General features: G+C 61.9%; 26 protein-coding genes. 4 read left to right on the forward strand and 22 right to left on the reverse strand.

The genetic code is table 11. From position 1 onward, the window contains the following. The first annotated feature begins 32 nt into the window (after window positions 1-32). Window positions 33-305, forward strand: coding sequence for a CppA family protein (locus NG898_RS18280; protein WP_252693774.1), 273 nt, complete (start codon window positions 33-35; stop codon window positions 303-305). 12 nt (window positions 306-317) lie between these two features. On the opposite strand, the gene NG898_RS18285 is transcribed toward NG898_RS18280, so the two are convergent. Beyond that, window positions 318-1184, reverse strand: a complete 867-nt coding sequence (locus NG898_RS18285) for a LysR family transcriptional regulator (RefSeq protein ID WP_252693775.1) — start codon at window positions 1182-1184, stop codon at window positions 318-320. 101 nt (window positions 1185-1285) lie between these two features. Between NG898_RS18285 and NG898_RS18290 the strand changes: the two genes are divergently transcribed. Together NG898_RS18290 and NG898_RS18295 are read left to right on the forward strand one after the other, a co-directional pair. After that, window positions 1286-1912 (forward strand): LysE family translocator, encoded by a 627-nt coding sequence (locus tag NG898_RS18290; RefSeq protein ID WP_252693776.1) that lies wholly within the window; start codon window positions 1286-1288, stop codon window positions 1910-1912. 184 nt (window positions 1913-2096) lie between these two features. After that, complete coding sequence (locus tag NG898_RS18295) at window positions 2097-3152, forward strand: hypothetical protein (protein ID WP_252693777.1); 1056 nt, start codon at window positions 2097-2099, stop codon at window positions 3150-3152. Window positions 3153-3226: 74 nt separating this feature from the next. Here the strand turns inward: NG898_RS18295 and NG898_RS18300 are convergent, their stop codons facing one another. The 5 genes from NG898_RS18300 to NG898_RS18320 form a co-directional block, all read right to left on the reverse strand. After that, complete coding sequence (locus NG898_RS18300) at window positions 3227-4468, reverse strand: MFS transporter (protein WP_252693778.1); 1242 nt, start codon at window positions 4466-4468, stop codon at window positions 3227-3229. Between the two features lie 742 nt (window positions 4469-5210). Then, on the reverse strand, window positions 5211-6248 hold the full coding sequence (locus tag NG898_RS18305) for an AI-2E family transporter (RefSeq protein WP_252693779.1): 1038 nt from the start codon (window positions 6246-6248) through the stop codon (window positions 5211-5213). Next, window positions 6245-6889: a DUF1345 domain-containing protein gene (locus NG898_RS18310; protein ID WP_392397887.1), complete on the reverse strand. Its 645-nt coding sequence runs from the start codon at window positions 6887-6889 to the stop codon at window positions 6245-6247. Before NG898_RS18310 ends, NG898_RS18305 begins: the two co-directional genes overlap by 4 nt. Window positions 6890-7003: 114 nt before the next feature. Then, window positions 7004-7306, reverse strand: coding sequence for a hypothetical protein (locus tag NG898_RS18315; protein WP_313903625.1), 303 nt, complete (start codon window positions 7304-7306; stop codon window positions 7004-7006). Window positions 7307-7434: 128 nt separating this feature from the next. Then, a complete protein-coding gene (locus NG898_RS18320) occupies window positions 7435-7902 on the reverse strand; it encodes a hypothetical protein (protein ID WP_252693781.1) in 468 nt (155 codons plus the stop codon). 419 nt (window positions 7903-8321) lie between these two features. On the opposite strand from NG898_RS18320, the gene NG898_RS26190 reads away from it, so the two are divergent. Beyond that, a complete protein-coding gene (locus tag NG898_RS26190; RefSeq protein ID WP_175537095.1) occupies window positions 8322-8489 on the forward strand; it encodes a DUF6726 family protein in 168 nt (55 codons plus the stop codon). 34 nt (window positions 8490-8523) lie between these two features. On the opposite strand, the gene NG898_RS18325 is transcribed toward NG898_RS26190, so the two are convergent. The 16 genes from NG898_RS18325 to NG898_RS18395 all read right to left on the reverse strand — a co-directional run bounded on the left by NG898_RS18325 (window position 8524) and on the right by NG898_RS18395 (window position 20425). Then, the gene (locus NG898_RS18325; RefSeq protein WP_252693782.1) at window positions 8524-9036 is read right to left on the reverse strand and encodes a hypothetical protein; all 513 of its coding nucleotides are present in this window, start codon (window positions 9034-9036) and stop codon (window positions 8524-8526) included. Beyond that, window positions 9033-9599, reverse strand: coding sequence for a glycoside hydrolase family 19 protein (locus NG898_RS18330; RefSeq protein ID WP_252693783.1), 567 nt, complete (start codon window positions 9597-9599; stop codon window positions 9033-9035). The genes NG898_RS18325 and NG898_RS18330 overlap by 4 nt, the downstream gene beginning before the upstream one ends. Further along, window positions 9592-10002 (reverse strand): hypothetical protein, encoded by a 411-nt coding sequence (locus NG898_RS18335; protein WP_175537094.1) that lies wholly within the window; start codon window positions 10000-10002, stop codon window positions 9592-9594. The genes NG898_RS18330 and NG898_RS18335 overlap by 8 nt, the downstream gene beginning before the upstream one ends. Before the next feature lie 61 nt (window positions 10003-10063). Beyond that, window positions 10064-10624, reverse strand: coding sequence for a DUF4376 domain-containing protein (locus NG898_RS18340; protein WP_252693784.1), 561 nt, complete (start codon window positions 10622-10624; stop codon window positions 10064-10066). 10 nt (window positions 10625-10634) lie between these two features. Next, window positions 10635-12284, reverse strand: coding sequence for a gp53-like domain-containing protein (locus NG898_RS18345; RefSeq protein WP_252693785.1), 1650 nt, complete (start codon window positions 12282-12284; stop codon window positions 10635-10637). 72 nt (window positions 12285-12356) lie between these two features. Beyond that, complete coding sequence (locus NG898_RS18350) at window positions 12357-13025, reverse strand: hypothetical protein (RefSeq protein WP_252693786.1); 669 nt, start codon at window positions 13023-13025, stop codon at window positions 12357-12359. Next, window positions 13025-14155 (reverse strand): baseplate J/gp47 family protein, encoded by a 1131-nt coding sequence (locus NG898_RS18355; RefSeq protein WP_252693787.1) that lies wholly within the window; start codon window positions 14153-14155, stop codon window positions 13025-13027. Before NG898_RS18355 ends, NG898_RS18350 begins: the two co-directional genes overlap by 1 nt. A gap of 1 nt (window position 14156) precedes the next feature. After that, complete coding sequence (locus NG898_RS18360; protein ID WP_252693788.1) at window positions 14157-14537, reverse strand: phage tail protein; 381 nt, start codon at window positions 14535-14537, stop codon at window positions 14157-14159. Continuing rightward, window positions 14534-15202 carry a phage baseplate assembly protein V gene (locus tag NG898_RS18365; protein WP_252693789.1) on the reverse strand — a complete coding sequence of 223 codons (669 nt, stop codon included), beginning with the start codon at window positions 15200-15202 and terminating at the stop codon, window positions 14534-14536. Before NG898_RS18365 ends, NG898_RS18360 begins: the two co-directional genes overlap by 4 nt. Continuing rightward, complete coding sequence (locus NG898_RS18370; RefSeq protein WP_252693790.1) at window positions 15199-16290, reverse strand: phage late control D family protein; 1092 nt, start codon at window positions 16288-16290, stop codon at window positions 15199-15201. Before NG898_RS18370 ends, NG898_RS18365 begins: the two co-directional genes overlap by 4 nt. Window positions 16291-16340: 50 nt before the next feature. After that, window positions 16341-17348: a LysM peptidoglycan-binding domain-containing protein gene (locus tag NG898_RS18375; RefSeq protein ID WP_252693791.1), complete on the reverse strand. Its 1008-nt coding sequence runs from the start codon at window positions 17346-17348 to the stop codon at window positions 16341-16343. After that, window positions 17293-19032: a hypothetical protein gene (locus NG898_RS18380; RefSeq protein WP_252693792.1), complete on the reverse strand. Its 1740-nt coding sequence runs from the start codon at window positions 19030-19032 to the stop codon at window positions 17293-17295. Before NG898_RS18380 ends, NG898_RS18375 begins: the two co-directional genes overlap by 56 nt. Before the next feature lie 34 nt (window positions 19033-19066). Beyond that, window positions 19067-19471 (reverse strand): hypothetical protein, encoded by a 405-nt coding sequence (locus NG898_RS18385; RefSeq protein ID WP_252693793.1) that lies wholly within the window; start codon window positions 19469-19471, stop codon window positions 19067-19069. Next, window positions 19468-19602, reverse strand: a complete 135-nt coding sequence (locus NG898_RS26125) for a hypothetical protein (RefSeq protein ID WP_260773752.1) — start codon at window positions 19600-19602, stop codon at window positions 19468-19470. Before NG898_RS26125 ends, NG898_RS18385 begins: the two co-directional genes overlap by 4 nt. 32 nt (window positions 19603-19634) lie before the next feature. Further along, complete coding sequence (locus tag NG898_RS18390; RefSeq protein ID WP_252693794.1) at window positions 19635-19994, reverse strand: hypothetical protein; 360 nt, start codon at window positions 19992-19994, stop codon at window positions 19635-19637. Continuing rightward, window positions 19994-20425, reverse strand: a complete 432-nt coding sequence (locus NG898_RS18395) for a hypothetical protein (RefSeq protein ID WP_092971094.1) — start codon at window positions 20423-20425, stop codon at window positions 19994-19996. Before NG898_RS18395 ends, NG898_RS18390 begins: the two co-directional genes overlap by 1 nt. Window positions 20426-20485 lie beyond the last annotated feature (60 nt).

Raw genomic sequence — 20485 nt, forward strand, 5'->3', positions numbered from 1 at the left:
TACAGTAACTGTAAATTTATACAGCACTCGCCATGGACGACCTGATCCGCATCAAAAACGAGTACGACCGCCAGACGGTGCTCTGGCTGCGCGAGCGCCTGGGTGAACAGGCGCTGAACGAAGTCGTGTTGCGCATGGAGGTGCGTGGGCGGCCGTATGCGTCGGAAGTCTGCCGCACGCTGGGTCTGACGCCGCCGCCGCGCAAGCGGGCGACCCCGCGTGCGCGACCGCTCAATCGGGCCGTGGGCGAGGCTTATCTGGCCACCATTCGCGGCATCCTGGGCGGTGGGCATATGGCGGCGTAGCGCCGGTTTGCGTCATTCCTCCAGCGTGGCAGCGGTCTCTTCGCGCAGCCAGGCGAGCCAGGCGCCAGCCGGGCTGTCGGCGGCAATAGGCGCATCGGCCAGCAGGTAGTAGCCTGAACCGTCACGCCTAAACCCTTCGGGCGCAATCAGCCGCCCATCTTTCAGGTCATCACCCGCCATCAGCTTCGATGCGATGGCCGTGCCCTGCCCCGCCAAGGCCGCCTGCAAACTCAGATAGAAATGTTCATATCGCGCCTCTGGCAGCCGCCCACGCGGCCGCGCCGTGCCGCTGGCACGCCACCACGCCTGCCATGCATCTGGGCGCGTGGCGGTGTGCAGCAGCCGACGGCGCGCGGCAGGATCCGCTTCGCGGGCGTGCACCGGACCAATCCATTCGTCGCAAATGGGCGCCGCATGCACGTGTGCGGGCCATGCAAAGTCATCACGGCGCAATGCCACGTCCACACCGGTGCGTGCGAAATCGATGGGGCCGCCCGCCGCAAACAGATGAATCTGGATGGCCGGATGCCGCGCCTGAAAACGCGACAGTCGTGGGATCAACCACCGCATCGCAAGCGTCGGTTCGCATGACACCACCAATGCGGAAGACGTCGCCCGGCGAGCAATCCGGTCGATGCTATCCGTGAGAATTCCGAACGCATCGGTGGCGGCCGCATGCAACTGTTCACCCGCGGGCGTCAGGAAAACCGCCCGATTGCGACGCTCGAACAGATCCACGCCTAACGACGCTTCCAACTGCCGTATCTGCCGGCTGACAGCGCCATGTGTCACGTGCAGTTCCTGCGCCGCGCGCACGAAGCTGCCATGCCGAGCTGCGGCTTCAAACACACGCAGCGTATTCAAGGGAGGCAATGCCATCTGTCAGTTTTTCTCACCGAAAAACGGCATCATAAATCGATTTTCAGCGATGGCGGAGGCCTCCAGAATCGGCGCATCCTCACTTTGCGATTGCGCCTGACATGAGCGAACTCCTTGCTGTTGCCGTCATCACCATCCTGGCCGTCATCAGTCCGGGCGCGGACTTTGCCATGGTCACGCGCAACAGCCTGCTGCATGGGCGGCGCGCAGGCGTCCTGTGCGCAGTGGGCATTGCGCTGGGCGTGCAGGTGCACGTGTTCTACACGATGTTCGGCGTAGGGCTGCTGATCGCGCATGCGCCAACGCTTCTGCAGGGCATCAAGCTGGTGGGCGCGGCGTACCTGGTGTGGATTGGCTGGAAAACGCTGTCGGCCAAGCCGTTGCCGAGCGGCGAGACTGCCGGTGACAGCGTCGGTGCTCCAACGCTATCGACCATCGCCGCGCTGCGCATGGGCTTTCTCACCAATGCACTCAATCCGAAAACGACGCTGTTTGTGGTCAGCACGTACACGCAGGTTGTTCACGCGGGCACACCGCTCGCCGCCCAGTTCGGCTATGGCGTCTTCATGTCGGCGGCGCACGCGATGTGGTTTGCGTTGGTGGCGGCGGTGTTTGCCTCAGGTGCGTTGCGACGCTCGCTGCTGGCACGGCAACGCCTCGTAGACCGTGTGATTGGCGTGATCCTGATCGGTTTGGGATTGGCGCTAGGGCTCGCGCGGCTTGCGTGATGTCACACAGAGCGGCCTGCCCGTGCCTGCGCCCATGCCGTCTGCCCCAGGTCTTCTGCTGCATTAACAGGCGCCAGCCTGTTTGAGACAGTGCCCTCGCGCCCTGCCCCGTCGCCACATGGCGATGGAGGCCACCGCGCAGACCCGCTGACCCGCAGCACAACCTCACACCTGGAGTGCAACCATGCAATGGAATCGCGCCTTCACCGACCTCATCCGCAACGGTCGCGCAGCTTACTGGGGCAACTGGACGCTCGCCCCCACCATCAAACCCGGCGCCGTCGGTTTTGTGTCGCCCGACACCGGAGACTTCACACCCGTCAAGCCTGAAACGCCGGGCGTGGCAGTCAATACGCGCACCGTACCGAATCAATGGAAGCTGTCGACCAACAACGTCCACCGCACCGAGACCAGCGTCAAGCTCGATGGCTCGGCCACCGATCCTGAAAGCGGCACGAAGATTAACGCAGGCGTGGAAGTGAAATGGGAGTTCTCGGCGGTCGGGTCGATCGCCTCGGAATTCGGCATTGCGTCGGAGTCGTACATCAATGACCTGACGCAGCTCACACGGCCCGAGACGATCAAGTGGCTGGCTGAGCAGGCACAGTCCGTCAGCATGGGTTCGGGCGGGAACATCGCGCAGGGCTTCGGCGTGGTGACCAGCGTGATTCTGGCCAACAGCGGGCTGAACGTGGGCTCGCAAGACAACAACTCGTCGTTCTCGATTACTGGTTCAGCAGGTGCCGTGCATGACATGCTCGGCAGCGCGACGGGCAAGGGGTCGTTTGTGTCGGTCAACCAGACCAAGAGCGTCGACCAGCATCTGTGGCCGTTCGAGCCCGGCAAGCAGGCGCCCGCGCCCATTCCGGTGGCCTACACCTTTGCGTCGTTCGACGGCAACCTGCTGATCCCGAACTGGATCACGCGCCTGGGCGGCTTCGAGATCTACTTCAACAACAAGCCCGGCTGCACCTACGTCACGCACATCAAGCTGCGTTTCAACACGCCGCAAGGCCCGCGCAGCGACGAGTTTTCGCTCAGCGGCGGCATCTCGAAGACGGTCGCGAACATCCCGCTCAACGCCACCGATATCCAGGTCGACGTGAAGTTCCAGGGCGTCGTGAACAGCGACAACTATTCGTTCCGCTGGCCCAGCCCGCTCGGCCAATGGCTGACCGGCCGGCGCGAGATCGAAATGACCGGCGTGTGGCCGGGCCCGACCCACGCCGTCGAAAAGTAACGCCAAAAGCAAAGCGGCGGATCGGCCGGGAGGGGACGTCCGCCGCGCTGTCTCTGTATGCGACGTCTGGTACGTTAAGCCACCTGCTGGCGCTTGCGCTCGATATCCGGCAGGAACACCGTCAGCAGGCCGATGAGCGGCAGGAACGAGCAGAGGTGATAGACGTTGTAGATGTCGGTTGCGTCAGCCAGCTTGCCGAGCACCGCAGCGCCAATGCCGCCCAGCCCGAACGCAAACCCAAAGAACAGGCCCGACACCATCCCGACCTTGCCGGGAATCAGCTCCTGCGCATACACGAGGATGGCCGAGAACGCCGAGGCCAGCACCAGCCCGATGATCACCGTCAGCACGGCGGTCCAGAACAGGTTGGCGTACGGCAGCAACAGCGTGAACGGCGCCACGCCCAGGATCGACACCCAGATCACGACCTTGCGGCCCACGCGGTCACCAATCGGCCCGCCCACGATCGTGCCCACCGCCACCGAAAACAGGAAGAGGAACAGGAACAGCTGCGACGTCTGTGCCGAAAGCTGGAACTTGGTGATCAGGAAGAACGTGTAATAGCTGTTCAGGCTCGCCAGGTAGAAGTACTTGGAAAACAGCAGCACGACCAGCAGCGTCATCGCAAACGCCACCTGCTTGCCCGACAGCTGAACCGCGGCATGCGCGCGGCCGCCTGCCTTGCGGCCATGGCCCGCGGCGCGTTCACGCTTGTACCAGCCGCCCACGTGATAGAGCACGAAGATGGCGATCAGCGCCGCGATCGAAAACCACGCAAGGCTGTGCTGCCCGTACGGCATGATGATGATTGCTGCCAGCAACGGACCCATCGCGCTGCCCACATTGCCGCCCACCTGGAACAACGACTGCGCCAGCCCATGACGGCCACCCGAGGCCATACGCGCCACGCGCGACGATTCCGGATGGAAGATCGACGAGCCTGTGCCCACCAGCGCCGCCGCCAGCAGCACCGTGCCAAAGTTGGGCGCCACCGACAGCAGCACCAGCCCCACCAGCGTGAAGCCCATGCCCACCGACAGCGAATACGGCTTCGGATGCTTGTCGGTATACAGCCCGACCATCGGCTGCAGCAGCGACGCCGTGATCTGGTACGTAAGCGTGATCAGCCCAATCTGCGAAAAATCGAGGTGGAAGTTGCCCTTGAGCAGTGGATAGATCGCCAGGATCAACGACTGCATCATGTCGTTGAGGAAGTGCGCGAAGCTGATGGCGCCGATCACGCCAAAGCCGGTCTTGTCGGCCTGCGCGGCGGGGGCGGCCGATGCAGCGGCCGTGCCGTTTGCGGTGGTTTGCATGATGGTTTGCGGTAACGGTGTTGAGGCGAGGAAGCGCTCAATCTTGCGCCTAAACGGTGCAGGCGTGTTACCGCAAATTCGACAACGATTAACGCAAACCGGACAATTTACTGTCGGGGCAAAAGCGTCAGCCCGCGCGGCGCCGTTTCCACCCAGATACCGGCCATCTTCCCGCAAACCCTTGCCCAGCTTGCCCTGGCAGGTAGCTAACGTGTTAGCCGTTTTCTCGCCCGGGGCTACTCCGTTCGGAGCATGGCCGCTCAGGAGACGCTTTCTATACTCGGCAGCATGGACTGCAGCACGACGCCAGAAACAAGCGCAAGGCGCCAGTGCCGACAGCCTGACGGAACCCGCTGCGTGACCAACTTCACACGCACAACGATCCGCAAACTGAACCGATGACCAGCATCGACGATGCCGCACATCGGCCGACATGGGAGGGGAGCCATGATGATCCTGCTAACGGGAACGCTATGCCGCGCGATGGGAGACCTTTTTTATCAGGCCCTGCTCGACGACCGGGTCGTCTGCTGCTTCGTCACGTCCGAAGCCGTGGATGTCACTGGCAACGCCTCGCGCCCGTCGCCCGCTTCGTCCCCGTGTACCGACCCTCGGCTCGCTGACGTCTCTCGGTCAGCGAGTTATTGCGCGCCCCTCGTCCCGTAGGGCGCGCTCTTTTCTGCCGATGCCGTCAGCGCGGGGGCGCTGGCGGGTCACCCCGCACCTCACCCCAAGAGATGGCTCAGCCGATCAGCCCGGCGTCCGTCAACTCACGCTTCATATAGGCATAAAGCACCGGCGCAGCAATCACGCCGCCCACGCCAAACAGCGCTTCCATCACGATCAGCGCGAGGATCAGCTCCCACGCGCGCGCATCGATGCGGCTGCCGATAATGCGTGCATTCACGAAGTACTCCAGCTTGTGCACCACCACCAGAAAGATGAGCGATGCCACCGCAAGTTCCAATGAGGCGGTCACGCTCATCACCACGATGGCCGTGTTGGAGATGAGGTTGCCCGCCACAGGAATCAGCCCGGCCACAAAGGTCAGCAGGATCAGCGATTTGGAATACGGCACGTGCTGCCCGAACAGCGGCAGTGCGCCCAGCAGGTAGATGGCCGCGAGCGCGGTGTTGAGCGCCGAGATCTTGACCTGCGCGAACACCACCGCCTCGAATGCATCGGTCAACCGGCTCAGCCGGTTCACCAGTGCTGCGGCCAGCGGCTTGTGGTCCTCGGGATCAAGCGTATCCGACCAGGCCACCATCGCCCCCAGGATCAGCCCAACCAGCATCAATGCGCTTGCACGCAACCCGTCGATACCGAGGGTCGACACCTGATGGCCGTGCTCCTTGATCATCTGCACGAGCTGGACACGCAGCTCAGTCACCGATTGCGGAACGTAATCGACCACCGCCGCCGGCAAGGATTCCCGCAGGTTGTCGAGCACGTCGGCAATGCGCGTAAGCATGCCTTCGAGCCCATGCCCGTGCTCGACCAGGCGCCCGATCCCGATGCCAAGCCCAGCAAGAATGAGGGCGGCGATGACGAACACGCAGATCACCGCGACCGCCTTCGCGCGCCTGGATAGCCTGCTGCGCTCGCGCAAGCGCGCTTCCAGCTTGCGCGCCAATGCGTAGACGAGGAAACCGGCAATGGCAGCCGGCAACAGGTGCAGCCACAGCACGGCTGCAATCATGGCCGCCACCAACACATAGCTGACAGCATTGATGGGGCGAGTGTGTGCGTTGGAAGGAAGCTCGGGAGGCAGCATCGTCATGAAAACAGGCCAGCAGCAATGTTGATGGAGAGCGCGAGGATGCTCGTATTGAAGAAGAACGACAGCAGTGATTGCCCTAGCACCGCTCGCCGCATTGCACGCGAACGAATGCTGATATCGGCCGTCTGGCTGGCGACCGCGATCGTAAAGGAGAAGTAGAGGAAATCCCAGTAATCGGGGTCGAGCTGCTCGTCGGGAAACTGCAGCGGCGGCTCGTGGGGCGAACGGTAATACAGATGCGCGTAGTGCACCGTAAACATCATCGGCACCATGAGCCACGCGCCGAGCACCGTGATACCGGTGAACACGTAGTGCGACGTCTGCGCATGCCCCGCCGACTTGGCTGTCGCAAGCTCAAACGCAATGGCCACCATGCTGGCCACGACACCGAGGCAGACCACCGCCAGCACGGCCGACGTACGCTCGTCTTCACGGCGGGCGACGGCGCGGATACGGCGTGGGTCTGCGCGCAGCATCATCACTGTAATCAGGATCAGGTATGCCCACACGGCGATATCCCAGCCGAGCAGCAGGCGCGTAAGCCACCCGTGCGCTGGCACAACAGCGACCGCAACGGCGCCCAGCGCAAACGCAGACAGCAGGCGCGGCCGTGTCGCAGCAAAGCGGGAAACCTGGGAAATCTCGGAGGACTTGTCTTGCGGGTTCACATGCGCCTCAGGTGCGTGCTCGGGATATTCACACAAGGCCGGCACCGCCAGCCGATGAGGCGACATGGTAGCCGCTTCAGCGCAGCATCAGGACGGCGAGAGCATTGAGGCAAACGAACGCTTGCAGCGTTCCTGCAGGCGCTCGTGCGTTGAGAGCTGCTCTGCGACGACGGTGGCCTCCGGATACACGCGGCACATGCCGATCATGGCGGTCTCCAGCGACCCCTGCGAGCCAGCCTGGAACTGGAATTGCTCCAGCACCGTGTCATCGGCATCACGCACGGTAATCTGGAACGGGCCCGGGGTGACGGTCGCACAGCCAGCCAGCATGGCGGCCGAGGCCAGCGTAAGGCACAGAAGGGAGCGGGTCGGACGACGGAAACGGATCATCATGGCTTCCTGGTTGCGATGAGAGTGAGACGCCGCAATGGCGACTCGGTTCGCAATCATCGCGCTTCCCCGGTGACACAAACAAAAACGCCCGCGGTGTGCGGGCGTCTTTCCGGGAGGAACCAGGCTCAGGCCACGGCGCCTTCGGTGTACGGGTCAAACTTGCTACCGGCCTTGGCACCTTCAGTGTAGGTATCGAACTTGCCGGCACGGGCCAGGGCGCCTTCGGTGTACGGGTCAAACTTGCTACCGGCCTTGGCGCCTTCAGTGTAGGAATCGAACTTGCCGGCACGGGCCAGGGCGCCTTCGGTGTACGGATCGAACTTGCTGCCAGCCTTGGCGCCTTCGGTATAGGTATCGAACTTGCCGGCACGGGCCAGTGCGCCTTCCGTGTACGGATCGAACTTGCTGCCGGCTTTGGCGCCTTGCGTGTACGGATCGAACTTGTCGCCAGCCTTAGCGCCATCCGAATACACGTCGAAACGTTGGCTGACCTGCGCAGCACCTTGCGTGTACACGTCAAACTTGGCTGCTGCCATGGCCGGCACACTTGCCAGGGCGATCAGGGCAGCAATCAGAGTACGTTGGGCTTTCATGATGTCTTCTCCAGATGGGCGCAGCGCGTCGGGCAGGTGATCCGGGCGTTTCCTGGATCTTCTTTTCGCTGCGGCGCCGCATTCGATGGAGTCATCGTAGGCGAGCCTGTTAAGACAATAAATGTCGCGACAGACAATTTATTGTTGCGGTTTGTGAAATTACGGGAAAACCCGCATCAACAGTGGCTTTGCGGCCTGCAGCAACGGCTGGCGGTTCGATTTGCGCAAACCGAGGATGTGACTTTTTCGCCTAAAGTCAGCGTTGTGCGGCTTTCGAACGCGTTTTATTGTTGCGCTCTGACGCATCGCGTCATGGTTTTGAGACCCACACAGATTGCCATTTCCCGATACAAACGCGCACAGGTTGGCGAAAGACTCTGTGTCACACTGCCCGGCATTCGCTTTCAAACCCATCCACGATGAAACACCTTCTGCTCGCTGTGTCCCTGCTTGGTGCTGCACTTCTTTCCGGCTGCGGCGTCGTGGCCGCGCCGTGCCGCGTGGCATCTGCGGGCCTAAAGATGGTGCCGCTGGTTGGACATGTGGCGGCCGCGCCCACTGACGCCTGCGCCGACATCATCGATTGAGCGTCATTAGGCGAGGCAAACCCAATATCTGCGTCTATTGAGGCTTCGCAGCCTCCTGCTGCTGAATCACCCAGTCCTGCAAGTCTTTCAGTTGCTGGGCGTTGCTGTGGAAAGCTTCGGCCTCGCGCTCGTGCTGGGCTTCAACGTCAGAGAGGACAACGCCACTGGCGGTTTCATCAAGGAGGCCGGCGGCGCTGGGAAGCCCGGCCCGGTTGGCGGAGTTCCACATGCCGACAAAGCGACCAGGGATGCGGCAAGCAGCATCGTCGTGCACAACGATTTCATGGGGTACCTCGCGGTTTCGGTAAAGGATGCGGTCTCGGAAGACGGTCTGGATGCGCGTCTGCGCCTGGGCTGCTTGATCGGCCACGTGCGCGCTGACATTTGCCTGGCGCGTTTCGGTTTGTGCGACAGCCACCTTGGCTTGCAGCGCGTGCGATCGCTCGACCTGAAGCCGATGCAGATCGCCGGCGCCGTAGCCAAGGCCGAACGCGAACACCAACGCCAGGATGGCGCACGCCCAGAAGCGTGGGTCGAGCAGGCTCATGACGGGGCTCCTCCAGTCAGTACAGCACGAGCGCGCAACCACAGCGCGCGCCGATCATCGAGGCCATTCGTGCCGCCATTGACGCGGCGCGTCAGTTGCACGAAGGCGGCGTCGCTGTCCTGATCGGCAAAGCGGTTGAGCCCATTGTTCAGCCAGAACCACGCGGCCGATGCCGTGGCGTGCGCGGGTGTCTCGAGCAGTTCGGGCTGCGCTTCGAGATCGAGGCCCAATGCGATGCCGCACGCACGGTAATTGGCACGGCCCGTGATCTGGATAAGGCCGCGGCCAAGAAAGCGCTTGCCGTCGCCGGGTTGCGTATTGCCGAGGTCGGCACGCCCTTCGTAGCCGCGCTGCGCCAGCGTGGGACCCCACAGCTCGCGCACGTAGCGCAGTTGCCCGGATTCGTGCCCGACCTGCGCAAGAAACGCGGCAATGCGTGCGGTCGTGTTGATCTGCCGGAACAGCAACACGTCGGCCAGGATGGGGGCGAACACATCGGCGCGCCCGCCGGCGCTGGGCATGACGGCGCGCAGTTGCGCCGCGGTGAGAAGCGGTTCAGCCATGGTTTGCCTTGTGCAGGGATTCGCGCACGTCGTCGACGACCTCGGCGAGGTCGGCATCGCGCCGCTTGTTGATGAAGTTGAAGACCCAGCGCACGAACGCCCAGCCAGGCAGGCCGCAGACAAAGTAGATGCCGCCGAGTGCCATGGCACCGTTGGCCGAGCCGATCCAATGCGCCACCCCGAAGTACTGGATGACGGTGGCCCCGCCCCCTACGCTGGCGATGACGGTGGAGATGAGCGCAACGGCCCACTCTCCGCGGGCGCGAGGCAAGGTCATCACCATGACGACGATGGTGGCGAGCACAGTCGCAGCAAAAGCCACGGCTGCGAACCCGCCAAGCGCCTTGAAGGCAGCAGCGCCCGCCACCCCCGCAACGGCGCTGCCGCTGATGGGTTCAGACATGGTTCCCCCGGAAATGAAAAAGCCCGCGCGAAGGCGGGCTGTGTTGCTGGGATGGCGGTGCTTACCAGTCGATGGCTTGCACCTCTTCAATACTGTTTGCGGCGTTGATCCTGGCGATCAGGTCGGCGTACTTCTGCTGCGCGGCGACGCGGTGGGCCAGCCAGTCGGCGTTGACTTGCTGGATTTGCGCGGCAGTGTGCGCGGTGAAGGACCAGGCATCGTTGTTGGCGCACCAGATGCGTGTTGTCCAGTTTGACGGTGCGACAGCCGAGGCGCTGACGGCGCTTTGGAGGTTGCGTTGATCGTCGTCTTGGGATGGGTACGTGTGGGGTGTGCCGAGGGCGGATGAGGTGAAGCCGGTGGTGAGGGCCGAGGCGCAGACGGTGCTTGCCTTGATGGCTTGTGCTGTACGCACTTGGTCCAACGTCATGAGCGAGAGCGGATCGACGGCAATCGGGTTGCCGTCTGCATTGGCAGTGATCCTCTTGCCAGCCGCTTGCGCGTCCATCAGTTGCGCATGGGTCGTCGACCATTTGGATTCGTCGATGGCGTCGGCAGGAATGTTTGTGCCGTGGATGGCGGGATCGTAAAAGCCACCGGTGGATTTTGCGTAGAAGATCATGTTTTATTCCTCATTTTCCGATTGCCAAATACGAGCCACCACTAATGTTGCGCGTGCCGCCTTCCCCAAAAATGACGCTGGTCGCGGACGCGCCACTAAAGTTTTCAAGCGTCCCTTGCGCACCACCAGTGGGCAAACCTACTAGGCAATAGCACGCGATTGAAAATGAAATCGGAAACGTTACCGAAGCTGTCCCGGTTGCTGGCATCGCCGGAATTTGGCCCCACTGCAAAATCAATCCACTTGGTAACTTTTGGTAGCCACTGCTCTGCAGAGACGAGCCGAGCAGAGACGAAAACTGCATCTGCCCGGAGCCTGAAATCGGGATCCAACTGACTGTTGAGGCTAGCAAGGTGATTGAATCGGTTCCACTCAAAGCAAACGATGCCAAATTTCCACCGGCGCCAAAGATGTTGTCCGAACCTTGACGCTGGATGACGGTGCCTGATGCACCACCAGGGTGAAAGGTAATGGTCGAGCCAACAGGAACCGACGACAACAAAGGCAACGTCAATGTGATGCCGTTACCTACCAACGTAACCACCTTCCCACAGACTGAAGCAGGCAATGTAGTGTTCGCGCTGAACCCTACGTAGTCCGCAAGCTGCAGCCCTGCGGTCTTCACAAACGCCGTCGTAGCCAACTTCCCACTGTTATCAAACTGCGCAGGCGTCACCCCCGTCGTCAAAGTCTGCCCGGCGCTCACCCACCCATTCACCCCATTCGACACAAACTGCACAGCTTCACCGGGATTCAGCGTGAGGCTGTTGGCGCTGCTGCCCTGGCCGAACGCGAGCGTATCGGCGCCATTGCGCGTGACGGCGGTTGAGCCGCTGGCCTGCATATAGGTCACGCAGATGCTCGTGCCGTTCGGGCAGTTGGCGGCGGGCGGCAGCGTCATGGTCTGGCCGGTGGCCGTGACGTTAACCAGTGCGCCAAGCGCCGCCGTGGTGAGCGTGCTCGATGTGGCGACGTTCTGGATGCTGGAATAGCGCTCGCCGATCGCCGCCAGAAAGCCACCCGTCGGTGCCGTCGGCACGTTGGGATACGGGACGATGCTGGCGTTGGTAATCGTGCTCTGCCCGTTGGCAACCGTGATGACGGCCAACCCTACGTAGCCCGCGGTTACAGCGGGCGTGGTCTGCGTGCCGGTAGATGCAGCAGTGCCAGCCACGAGTTGCAACGACACCTGCCCCGCCCGCGTCGTCGGCTGCGCATTGCCGCTGCCACCCGGCCCGTTGAATGCCTGCGAAGGGTTCGCGCTGTTGTAGTACGGCAGCACGACGTTGTTGACGTCGCTCTCAAGGTAAGCCGCCTGGATCAGGTAGTTCTGGCTGTAGCCGGACGTGGCAGGTGCCGTGAGAGTAAAAGACTGCGCATCCAGCAAGATGCCTTGCTTCAGGATGCTGTGCGCAGTGTCTTGCGGCAGCGCGCTGTACAGCGTGCCGTCCACATTGGCGAGCTGGTAGATCTGCCCCGGGTTGATGGTCACGCTCATCGACGCGGGCGTGGTGGGCACGCAGCCCAGGCCCGAGATGACGGTGGATGTGCCAAACAGATCCGCGCACAGCTTTGCCAGCGCGATCATGGTCTGCCGGTTGGTGTTCAGCAGGTCCGTGGTTTGCGGCACCTGGCCGCTGTAGACAATCTGACGATCCAAGACTGTTCTCCAAAAGAAAAGCCCGGCGTCTTGCCGGGCTGTCGGTGGTAAGGAAAGCGCGTGGGTCCGCGCTTAGGAACTGATGCGCGTCCAGATGATCGAGGCGGCGGGCCGCACCGATTCGATGGCGGCATAAATGTCGGCGTCCGACACGGTGTTGCTGCTCATCGATGGGTCAACGTATTCGCCTTGCGAGGGCGCGCTGTAGCCTGTGGTGACAATGCTGTAGCCGGCCACGTTCGGGATGCCACTGCCAAGCGGGCGATACGCCTGCACAAACGCCTGATACGTCAGCGAGACCTGCCCGTAAGCGCCGGCCATACCGTAGCCGCTGTTCGGCGCATCGTAGGCGCCGCAGTCTGTAGGGCGGCTCGGTTCGATGATCGTCGGGGCACGTCCGGTCAGGTCGTTCAGCACGCGGATGATGGCGCCGCGCGTGCCGCGTTCACGAAACAGGTTGGCGACGATGTTTGCACGAAACGATGCGTCGGATTGCCCGGTCCTGCGCCGGATCGACAGGCCAAAGAAGTCGGCCGCAATCATGTCGAGCCAGCCGTCAGTGGCGGTCAGAATGCGCGTCTGCTCCCTCGCATAGGCATACAGGCCGTAGACGTAGGCGCCGCTGTATGCGAGCCCCTGCAGCAGCCCGTTGAGGATGGGCGACTGCGCCACATCACCAAACCAGCGCGGTAGATACCCGCGTATGCGCGTGAAGATGTCTTGTTGGTCACCGGTTGCCATTACGTCACCGTGATGGAGTTGGTTGTGGCTTTGATGACCTGCAGGCTGGTGGCCGGCAAATCCGCTGTGCTGCCGTTGAGCAGTGTGCCGGTGACGTTGGTGACGGCCGGCGACGCGTCATACGCCACCTGCGCCAGTCGTGAATACGTCAATGCTGTGCCCAGCGGCAAGCTGTTGATGTAGCTCAGCAAGGCCGCCTGCACTTGCAGCGCGACGGCCTGATGCGTGTAGCCTGCAGCCGTGGCGATGCTCATGGAGACCGTGGCGTTAACGACGACAGGCCCGTACACATAGAACGTGCTCGTCACCGGGCGCACGGCATCCACGGCGTTGCTCACGCTGGCAAGCAGCGTTGACGTTGGCGAGCCCGTGCCGTCATCCACGATCACGATGAACGTGCCGTTCTGCGGCAAGCCGGCGTAGGTCTGGTTCTCCAGAATCACGTACGTCAACCCCTGCTTCACGCTGGCGATGGCCGAGCCGATGGCCGTCCTGGTGGCCTTGGACAGACTCGCAACATAAGCGATGAAGCGCGATCGGAATGCGGTATCGGGCTCGGCATCTGCGCCGTTGACGAACGCCGCCGTATTGCTGACCGTGTCCACGCCCGAGATGGCACCCACGATGGTGGATACAGCACCCGCCACCGCATTGCCCGCCGCGCCGGGCGTGACCGCTTGCACTGGCACGCTCACGCTGGCCGTACCGGCTGCAATCACATAGCCGCCGAGCGTGGCGCTGTAGGCAGGGTTGGTCGTATCGACCACCACGTTGAACTGCTGCGTACCGTCGCCCGTCTGCACCACCGCCGTCACCGGCACCAGCACCTGCAGCGTGACGGTGAAGCGCGAGAACGTGACGCTGCCCGTGGCCGGCACGGCGGCCAAGCGTGTCAAGCCGAAATCGGCCATCCACGTATCGAGATCGGCGCCGCTCGAGGTTGCCGCTCGAGTGATCGCCAGCACCTGCAGGATCAACCCTTGCAGCCACACCGTGACCGCCGCGTTGGCTTCAATGACGGCGCGCAGCACCGATCCGACCGTCAGGTCGACCAGCACCTTGGCGTAACCCTGGATAGCCGCCACCTGGTTACGCACGAGCGTCACCCAGTCTTGCGTCTGAATGGACATATCACTTGCTCACATTGAATTGAAGGGACACCGGCTCACGTGTGACCGCGCTGCTGTACAGAATGCGCACGCTCACACCACCGGTGATGGCCGCGACATCCACCTGCGGCTCGGGGTCTTGCGCAACGCCGGCTTCCTGCAGGATTTGCGAGCGGATCAGCCCGCGCATCGCCGGCACGTCGAGCGTTTCGCCGATCTTCTGCGGCAGGCCTGCGCCGTAGTCGGTGTGAAAGATGTAGTCGCCAGGGTTGGTAACGAGGCGCCGCACGATGCGTTGCTGCGTTCGCAGGTCTGCACTGGCCAGACCCAGATCGCCGGTGGGCGACACCATGATGTCGCCGCCCACCCAGTGGTTCGCGTCGTTCAGAAGTTGCTGCGTCATGCCACGCTCCCTGTGTTGCTGGACCCAGACTGCACGCCGGTATGGCGGTGCGTGTCATCGATCCGATGGCCATTCGCCGAAACCTGGCCGCTGAACTGCGTATTGCCGCTGATGCTCATCGAGTTTCCCGTGCCGTTGTTGCCCGACACCGCCATGCCCGCCTGGCCCGTGATGGTTTGCGTAACCACCAGCGCACCGTCGATCTGCACAGGCCCCGTGTGGTTCCACTGCGGCGCCTGGGTGGTGAGCGTGCCTGCGCTGATGAGCGTGACCGTGCCGTCGTTGTGGAATTGCAGCTTGGAGCCCGACGCGTGTGTCAGGAAGAACTCGCCCGACTGCGCGCCGGTCGGCCGCGCCTGATCGCTGAACAAACGCGCGCAGATGTAGCCGTTCTCGATGTCGCCGCCAAGAAACTGCACTTCCACCTGGTCGCCCGGGCTGACCGGCGCATCGATGCCCCAGCCATTGCCGACCCAGGCAGAGGCAACGGGCATCCAGCCGGTCAGCGAGCGCGCTGGGTCGGCGGGGTCTTCAGGTTGGAGGCGTACGCGCGCGGAGGCCGTACCGGGGTCGTAGCTGGTGACGATGCCCATGCGGTTCTCCGCGCGATTGGACTGCGCCATCATCGCGGCGAGCACCATTTGGTTGCGAAGCTGTTGGATCATTTGCTCGTTCCCTTGTTGATGTTCTTGGCCGAGATGTCCATCACATAACCCTCGCTCAGGCTCATGCTGCGGGTGATGCTGTCGATGAGGTAGTCCTGGTCAAAACGGGTGCCGGTACCTGTTAGACGGAGGGTGTCGGTCTGCCACAGGAGGTGGTCCGCAGGCAGGCGAGCGCGTAGCTTCATTGCGTGCTGAACCGTTTCGTCGTGTACCTGCTTGGCCAAACGCTTGACGCCCGCCTGATCCAAGCCGTTACCCACCGCAGTACGCGTTGGCTTACGCCCTTGCCCGCCATCGGACTCGCTGCTGTATCGAGCGGTCAGGGTCTTGCCTTGCTTCAAATTCCAGGAGCGGGCTTCGACTGTGATGCCCTTCGCAATGGTCAGATCGCGCGATAGCTGGAGGCTAGTCACGTTGGCAGTGGGCATACCCCGCGCATCGCTAGTCCAACGCAACTCGTAGGGTTCTGGCGGCTCGGGGGCGCGAGGGCCGAAATACAGCGTCCTGCCCGTCACGTAGCAGACAAAGCTCTCTGCACGCGCCAGCGCGGTCAGCAAGTCCCACTCGCTGCGCTGGCTGGTCATGCCGACCTTGTCGTGGGCATACAACTTTCCGACCGGACGCTCCGTGTCATTGCCGGCAATCTGCAACCCATACCCAGCCGCAAGGGCGGCCGCCACCTCAGACGCGGTCTGATTCTGGAACTGCATCGTCACCATCGCATCAATGAACAGCGCGGTGAGATCGCGCCCGCTCAGTGTCAGTTGAGCCGATGCAGGATCAAAATCAACGCTATCGACGTGGCCGTAGATGAGGCTCAGCAGATTGGACTCGTCATACTTCAGCGGATTTGATGGAAACCCGGCGAAGATCTCGACCAGTAACTCGGGTTGGCTGGAAAACCAATTCGCGTCTCGGTCAGGTGGCAGTGCACTCGCCGCCAACGTGAGTTGAAACGTGTCCGCCTGCTCATACGAGTTGTTCTGGACTGACCAGCTCACACAGGCCGGCACGCGTTCACCACCCACCTTCACGATAGAGCGCGGCTGCCGCACCTCGGGGATCACAGGTAGCTTGTTCAGGCTCATAAGAAAAAAGCCCCGCATTGCGGGGCTGTCCAGTTGACGAGAACGATCGGCTATGGCTTAGGCAACCCGCCAGCACCGTCCTTGTTGGGCGGCACCACGAGGTTCCTGATGCCTTGCACCAGTGGGTCCCACGCAAGATCTGGGTTGGCCTTCGCTAGGCTTGTCCACGCCATTGCATCGTTGTACTCCTTGGCGGCAATCTTCATCAGGTCCCCTCCTGCAGTCACCACCTGCTTGGCGCTTTTATAGACAGACGTGATGTTCTTCTGCACGCGGCCGGCAACGCGATCAAGCTGAACCAACACCGGCAAGCTCAACGCCGAATTGATCTGGCCATTGAGCTTCGCTACCTGCTGTGCCACCGGGTTGTTCGGCAAGATGCCACCCAACGTCGCCACCGTCATCAGCTGGTTGTTCGCCGAGGTCACCAATGCTTGCGCACGATCACGCACGGCCGTGACTTGCTGGAGTACGTTGCTCAACGTTGATTGCGCCGCATTGGCAAAACTCGCTACCGTTGTGATTGCCGAGTTAGCTGAATTGATCAGACAGGAGAGCGTGCCATCGCCAACCGCGTTTGCCATGTCGGCAAGGGCGGCCGCATCACTCCTGATCTGGCCATCAATGCTTTGCACATCGCTGCTCTGAGGTTTTGCCGCCGTGCTCGATACCTCGCACGAGATCTTGTACGGTATTTTGTAGGCGCGCTGAAAGTCCGCATTGAACTCGCGCACAACAACCCAGTAGTACAACTCCGACCACTGCAGTAGCAATCGCTGGCCGCCGATACGCAGGTTGTCCAGCTCGCGTGCACGTGACAGTGCATCCTCGCCAAGCAACCAGCCCGACCACTCGATGGGACGCTCGAAGTCGCCCATGGAATGGATCACGCGCGTGCCGCCTACAAGTTCGTGCACCGCCAGCTTCTGCGTTCCGCCAAAAGGGAGGGCTTCAGGAATCTCCAAGTCCTTGAACTGGAAGCTTCCAAGTTTGAGAGCAAAATCAGGCATAGGTGGTATATCCAGATGGTGACACGTGCATGGCAGTGTTGAAGTCACTGGACCCGGTTTGCGGACGCGCCAGGTGGTTGTCAGCGTGCTTCCATACCACCGTCCCAACAGCACGGCCGTCCATGACTACATCGCCTTTGAGCGCAACAGGCCTTGCATCCGCAGGCTTGACGGTGTTGCTCACAGGGTTGCGGTTATGCCCCTCGTTCGAGTATGAAGCGGCGTGATCACGAACGATTGAATCCGTGTATGCCTTCTTAAGCTTCGTATCGATGTAGTCAACAACGTCGCCGAGATTGAATCGTTGTGCGAAAGATCGGAACGCGTCAACGACGCTCTTTATGAACGCCTGAATGAAGGTGAATGGCATTGCCGCGATTCTGCTGAAAGAATCCCAAGCGTCTTGGACTCTAGCTTTGATCTTGTCGAAAGTCGGCTCGACATACCCCCACAGCGTCGCAACTACAGATTTGATCTTGCTAAGAATCGGCTGCACATGTTCCCAGAGTCCTGCCGCAAAGGTTTTGACTCTCTCGAAAAACACGAATAAATGTGCTTGGACCCAATCGGCTGACTGCTTCACCAGCTCAAAAGCCCCAAGCAATCTCGGCTTGATCTCGTTCCAGTTTTTGTAGATCAAGATTGCCCAGCCAGCTACGGCAGCAAGCACCAGGGTCAGCGGTAACGCGACCGCGCTGATCGCGCCCACTGCCGCGGCCATTGCGGCACCGATGCCTGCGCCTATCGTCGTCATCACCATGCCGATCACCGACATGATCACGGGGAAAATCCCGCTTAGTGCAGTGAGTGCTGCTCCGAACTGCAAGACAACGCCCGCCCCCACGGCTGCGCCCGCTAGCACCGCAGCCAATCCGAGAAAAACTTTGGTCAGCGTGGGATGCTCCTTCGCAAACTCCGTCACGCTCTGGAGCAACGCATTGAGCTTCTCCAAACCAGCAATTGCCACCGGCAGAATGTGCTCACCTAACGTCATCTGAAGATTGGCAAGCTTGGCTTGGTACTCGAGCTCCAAGGCCTGCATGCTCGGCTTTGCCACACCCGACGTGCTCGTCGCGGTTCGAGGCAATGCGATCGACTTGGCGTAGTCGTCCGAAGTCGCCTTTCCATTCGTCGCGACGTAGGTCTGACGCATCGAGTCCAGCACATCCGACACTCTCTGCGGGGCAATCAACCCGGTATTCGGGTTCGTAATGGCACTCTGCAGCTGCTTGGTTTTTAGCGCTGACAGCGCGCTCTCTTCAAACTTACCGCCAGCATCAGAACCCATGACCGCCATCACGCCAGACTTGGCCTGCGCGAGCTGAGGCATCACCAACTTTGCCTGGTCAAAGCTACCAAGCGTCGCTGTTGTTTCACGCAGCAGTTTCAAGTTATCGAGGGACGACTGCCCCATGACATTCAGGCTCTTGGCGAACTTGTCCGCCTGAGATGCCATCGCGTCGCCTGGCATGACTTGGCTGAAGCGCTGAAGCTCGGTCTGATACTGCTTGGCGGCATCCAACGGGCCGTCAAGCATCTTGAAGCCCTTGGCACCTGCACCGGAAAGCACGCCTCCGGCGTCAATCATCTTGCCGATCTTGTCGAGCCGCGCCTTCAGCGCGTCTGCATCCAGATTCAAGCGATTGAAGTGTCCCGCGAGGGTCATCAACCCACGCGAAACGTTATCCACCAACGCAATCTGTATCCCAATCTTGTAAGCATCGAGGCTCATAGGAATCCTTGTTCGTCTGTTGAGGCCACCGATCTCACGTGTGCGCGTTTGCGGTGGGATCGATCGGGCGGCCCTCCAGCGCCGCCGTCACCGCATCGCCCACGCTCATTTGCACTGCGTCGGCGTGCTCGTTCGCCACCACACCCAGGAAGGGGTGCGGTGGCGTCTGCGCACTGCCTAGCTCCAGGACGACAGCCTGGTTGGCGTTGGAGCCGATGGCCGCCTCCAACCCTTTGACTTCGCTGCCGATGGAGTCACGCAGCGCATTCACGCGCGCCGCCTCGGTCATGCCGGCGGCGGCTGCACTCTCCACGGCCTTGGTGCGGGCGGCCTGCTCCATTGCCGCAGCGGCTGCGGCCAGCCCCTGCGACAACGCCTCCGGCACCCGCGTCTCCAATTCGGTCAGGCGACGCACCATCTCAGTCAACGAGAGGTTCATTCGCGCTCCTTGAAAGACATCGTCCTCAGGTCGAACTCCGCGCCATGGAATTCGCTGCATTTGATGGCCATCGCCTGCCGCATGGTGTCGTCCAGTGAAAACGCCACGTCGAACGGAACACCGTTATGCACGAGCCACATCGCCTCGTGAAACGGGCCGTTCGTCAGGAGTTTTTTAGCTCGGACTCCGACGTGGCAATGTTGAGGAAGCTGGCCGCCACACCGCGCTGCGCGGCTTCGTTTCCTTCTTCGCCCAGGCGTTGATACAGCGCACGCAACTGGGCTTCCGAGGCAGGCGTCGGCACCGGATCACCATCGATCGCGCTGACGAACTTCAGGTGCGCGACCTCGGCCAGGTAGAGCATGTTCAGCTCGCTGCCGCCCGCGGCCTTGGCAAAGTCCAGATTGGCCAGCGGGCTGGGCTTGCGCAGCGTGATCTTGCGGCCCAGTGCATCGTCGACCACCGCTTCTTTCGCGGCGGCCTTGATGATCTGTTCAGACGGAGTGATGGTCACGTTGGTCATCAGGACACCTTGATGCGGCGCGAAGCCACGAAGTTGACGGATTGCTTGATGGTGGCATCGCCCGCGCGGTTGCCAGCATCGGCCAGGGTCATGAGCACGCCGTCATAGCGGAACTGCGAGACCGAGCCATTGGCTTCCTGAATCGTCTCGTAGATCTGCGCGGGGGCTTCGTTCACGCCTGCGTAATAGCCCGCTTCGAGTTGCGCGAAGTAGTTGTCGAGCGTGGCGTCCTGGCGCTCTACGTCGAACGAACCTGACCAGCCGTCGAAGAAGCGCACGTGGTCAGTAATACCGTCCAGGCGCTTGACACGCACGTCGGTCACGTCCTGCTTGCTCTTGAAAGCCGTGATCTTGTTCGGTTGCAGCGTGCCGCTTGCGGTTTGGATGACCAGCGTGTAGTCGCGGCCGACGGAGTAGCCTTGAATCGGCATAACGTTCTCCAAAAGAAAAGGCCTCGCGCCGTGCGAGGCCAAAAGGTTGATTGACAGGTA

The sequence above is a fragment of the Ralstonia mojiangensis genome, from assembly GCF_023955645.1.
GTDB classification, from domain to species: Bacteria; Pseudomonadota; Gammaproteobacteria; order Burkholderiales; family Burkholderiaceae; genus Ralstonia; species Ralstonia mojiangensis.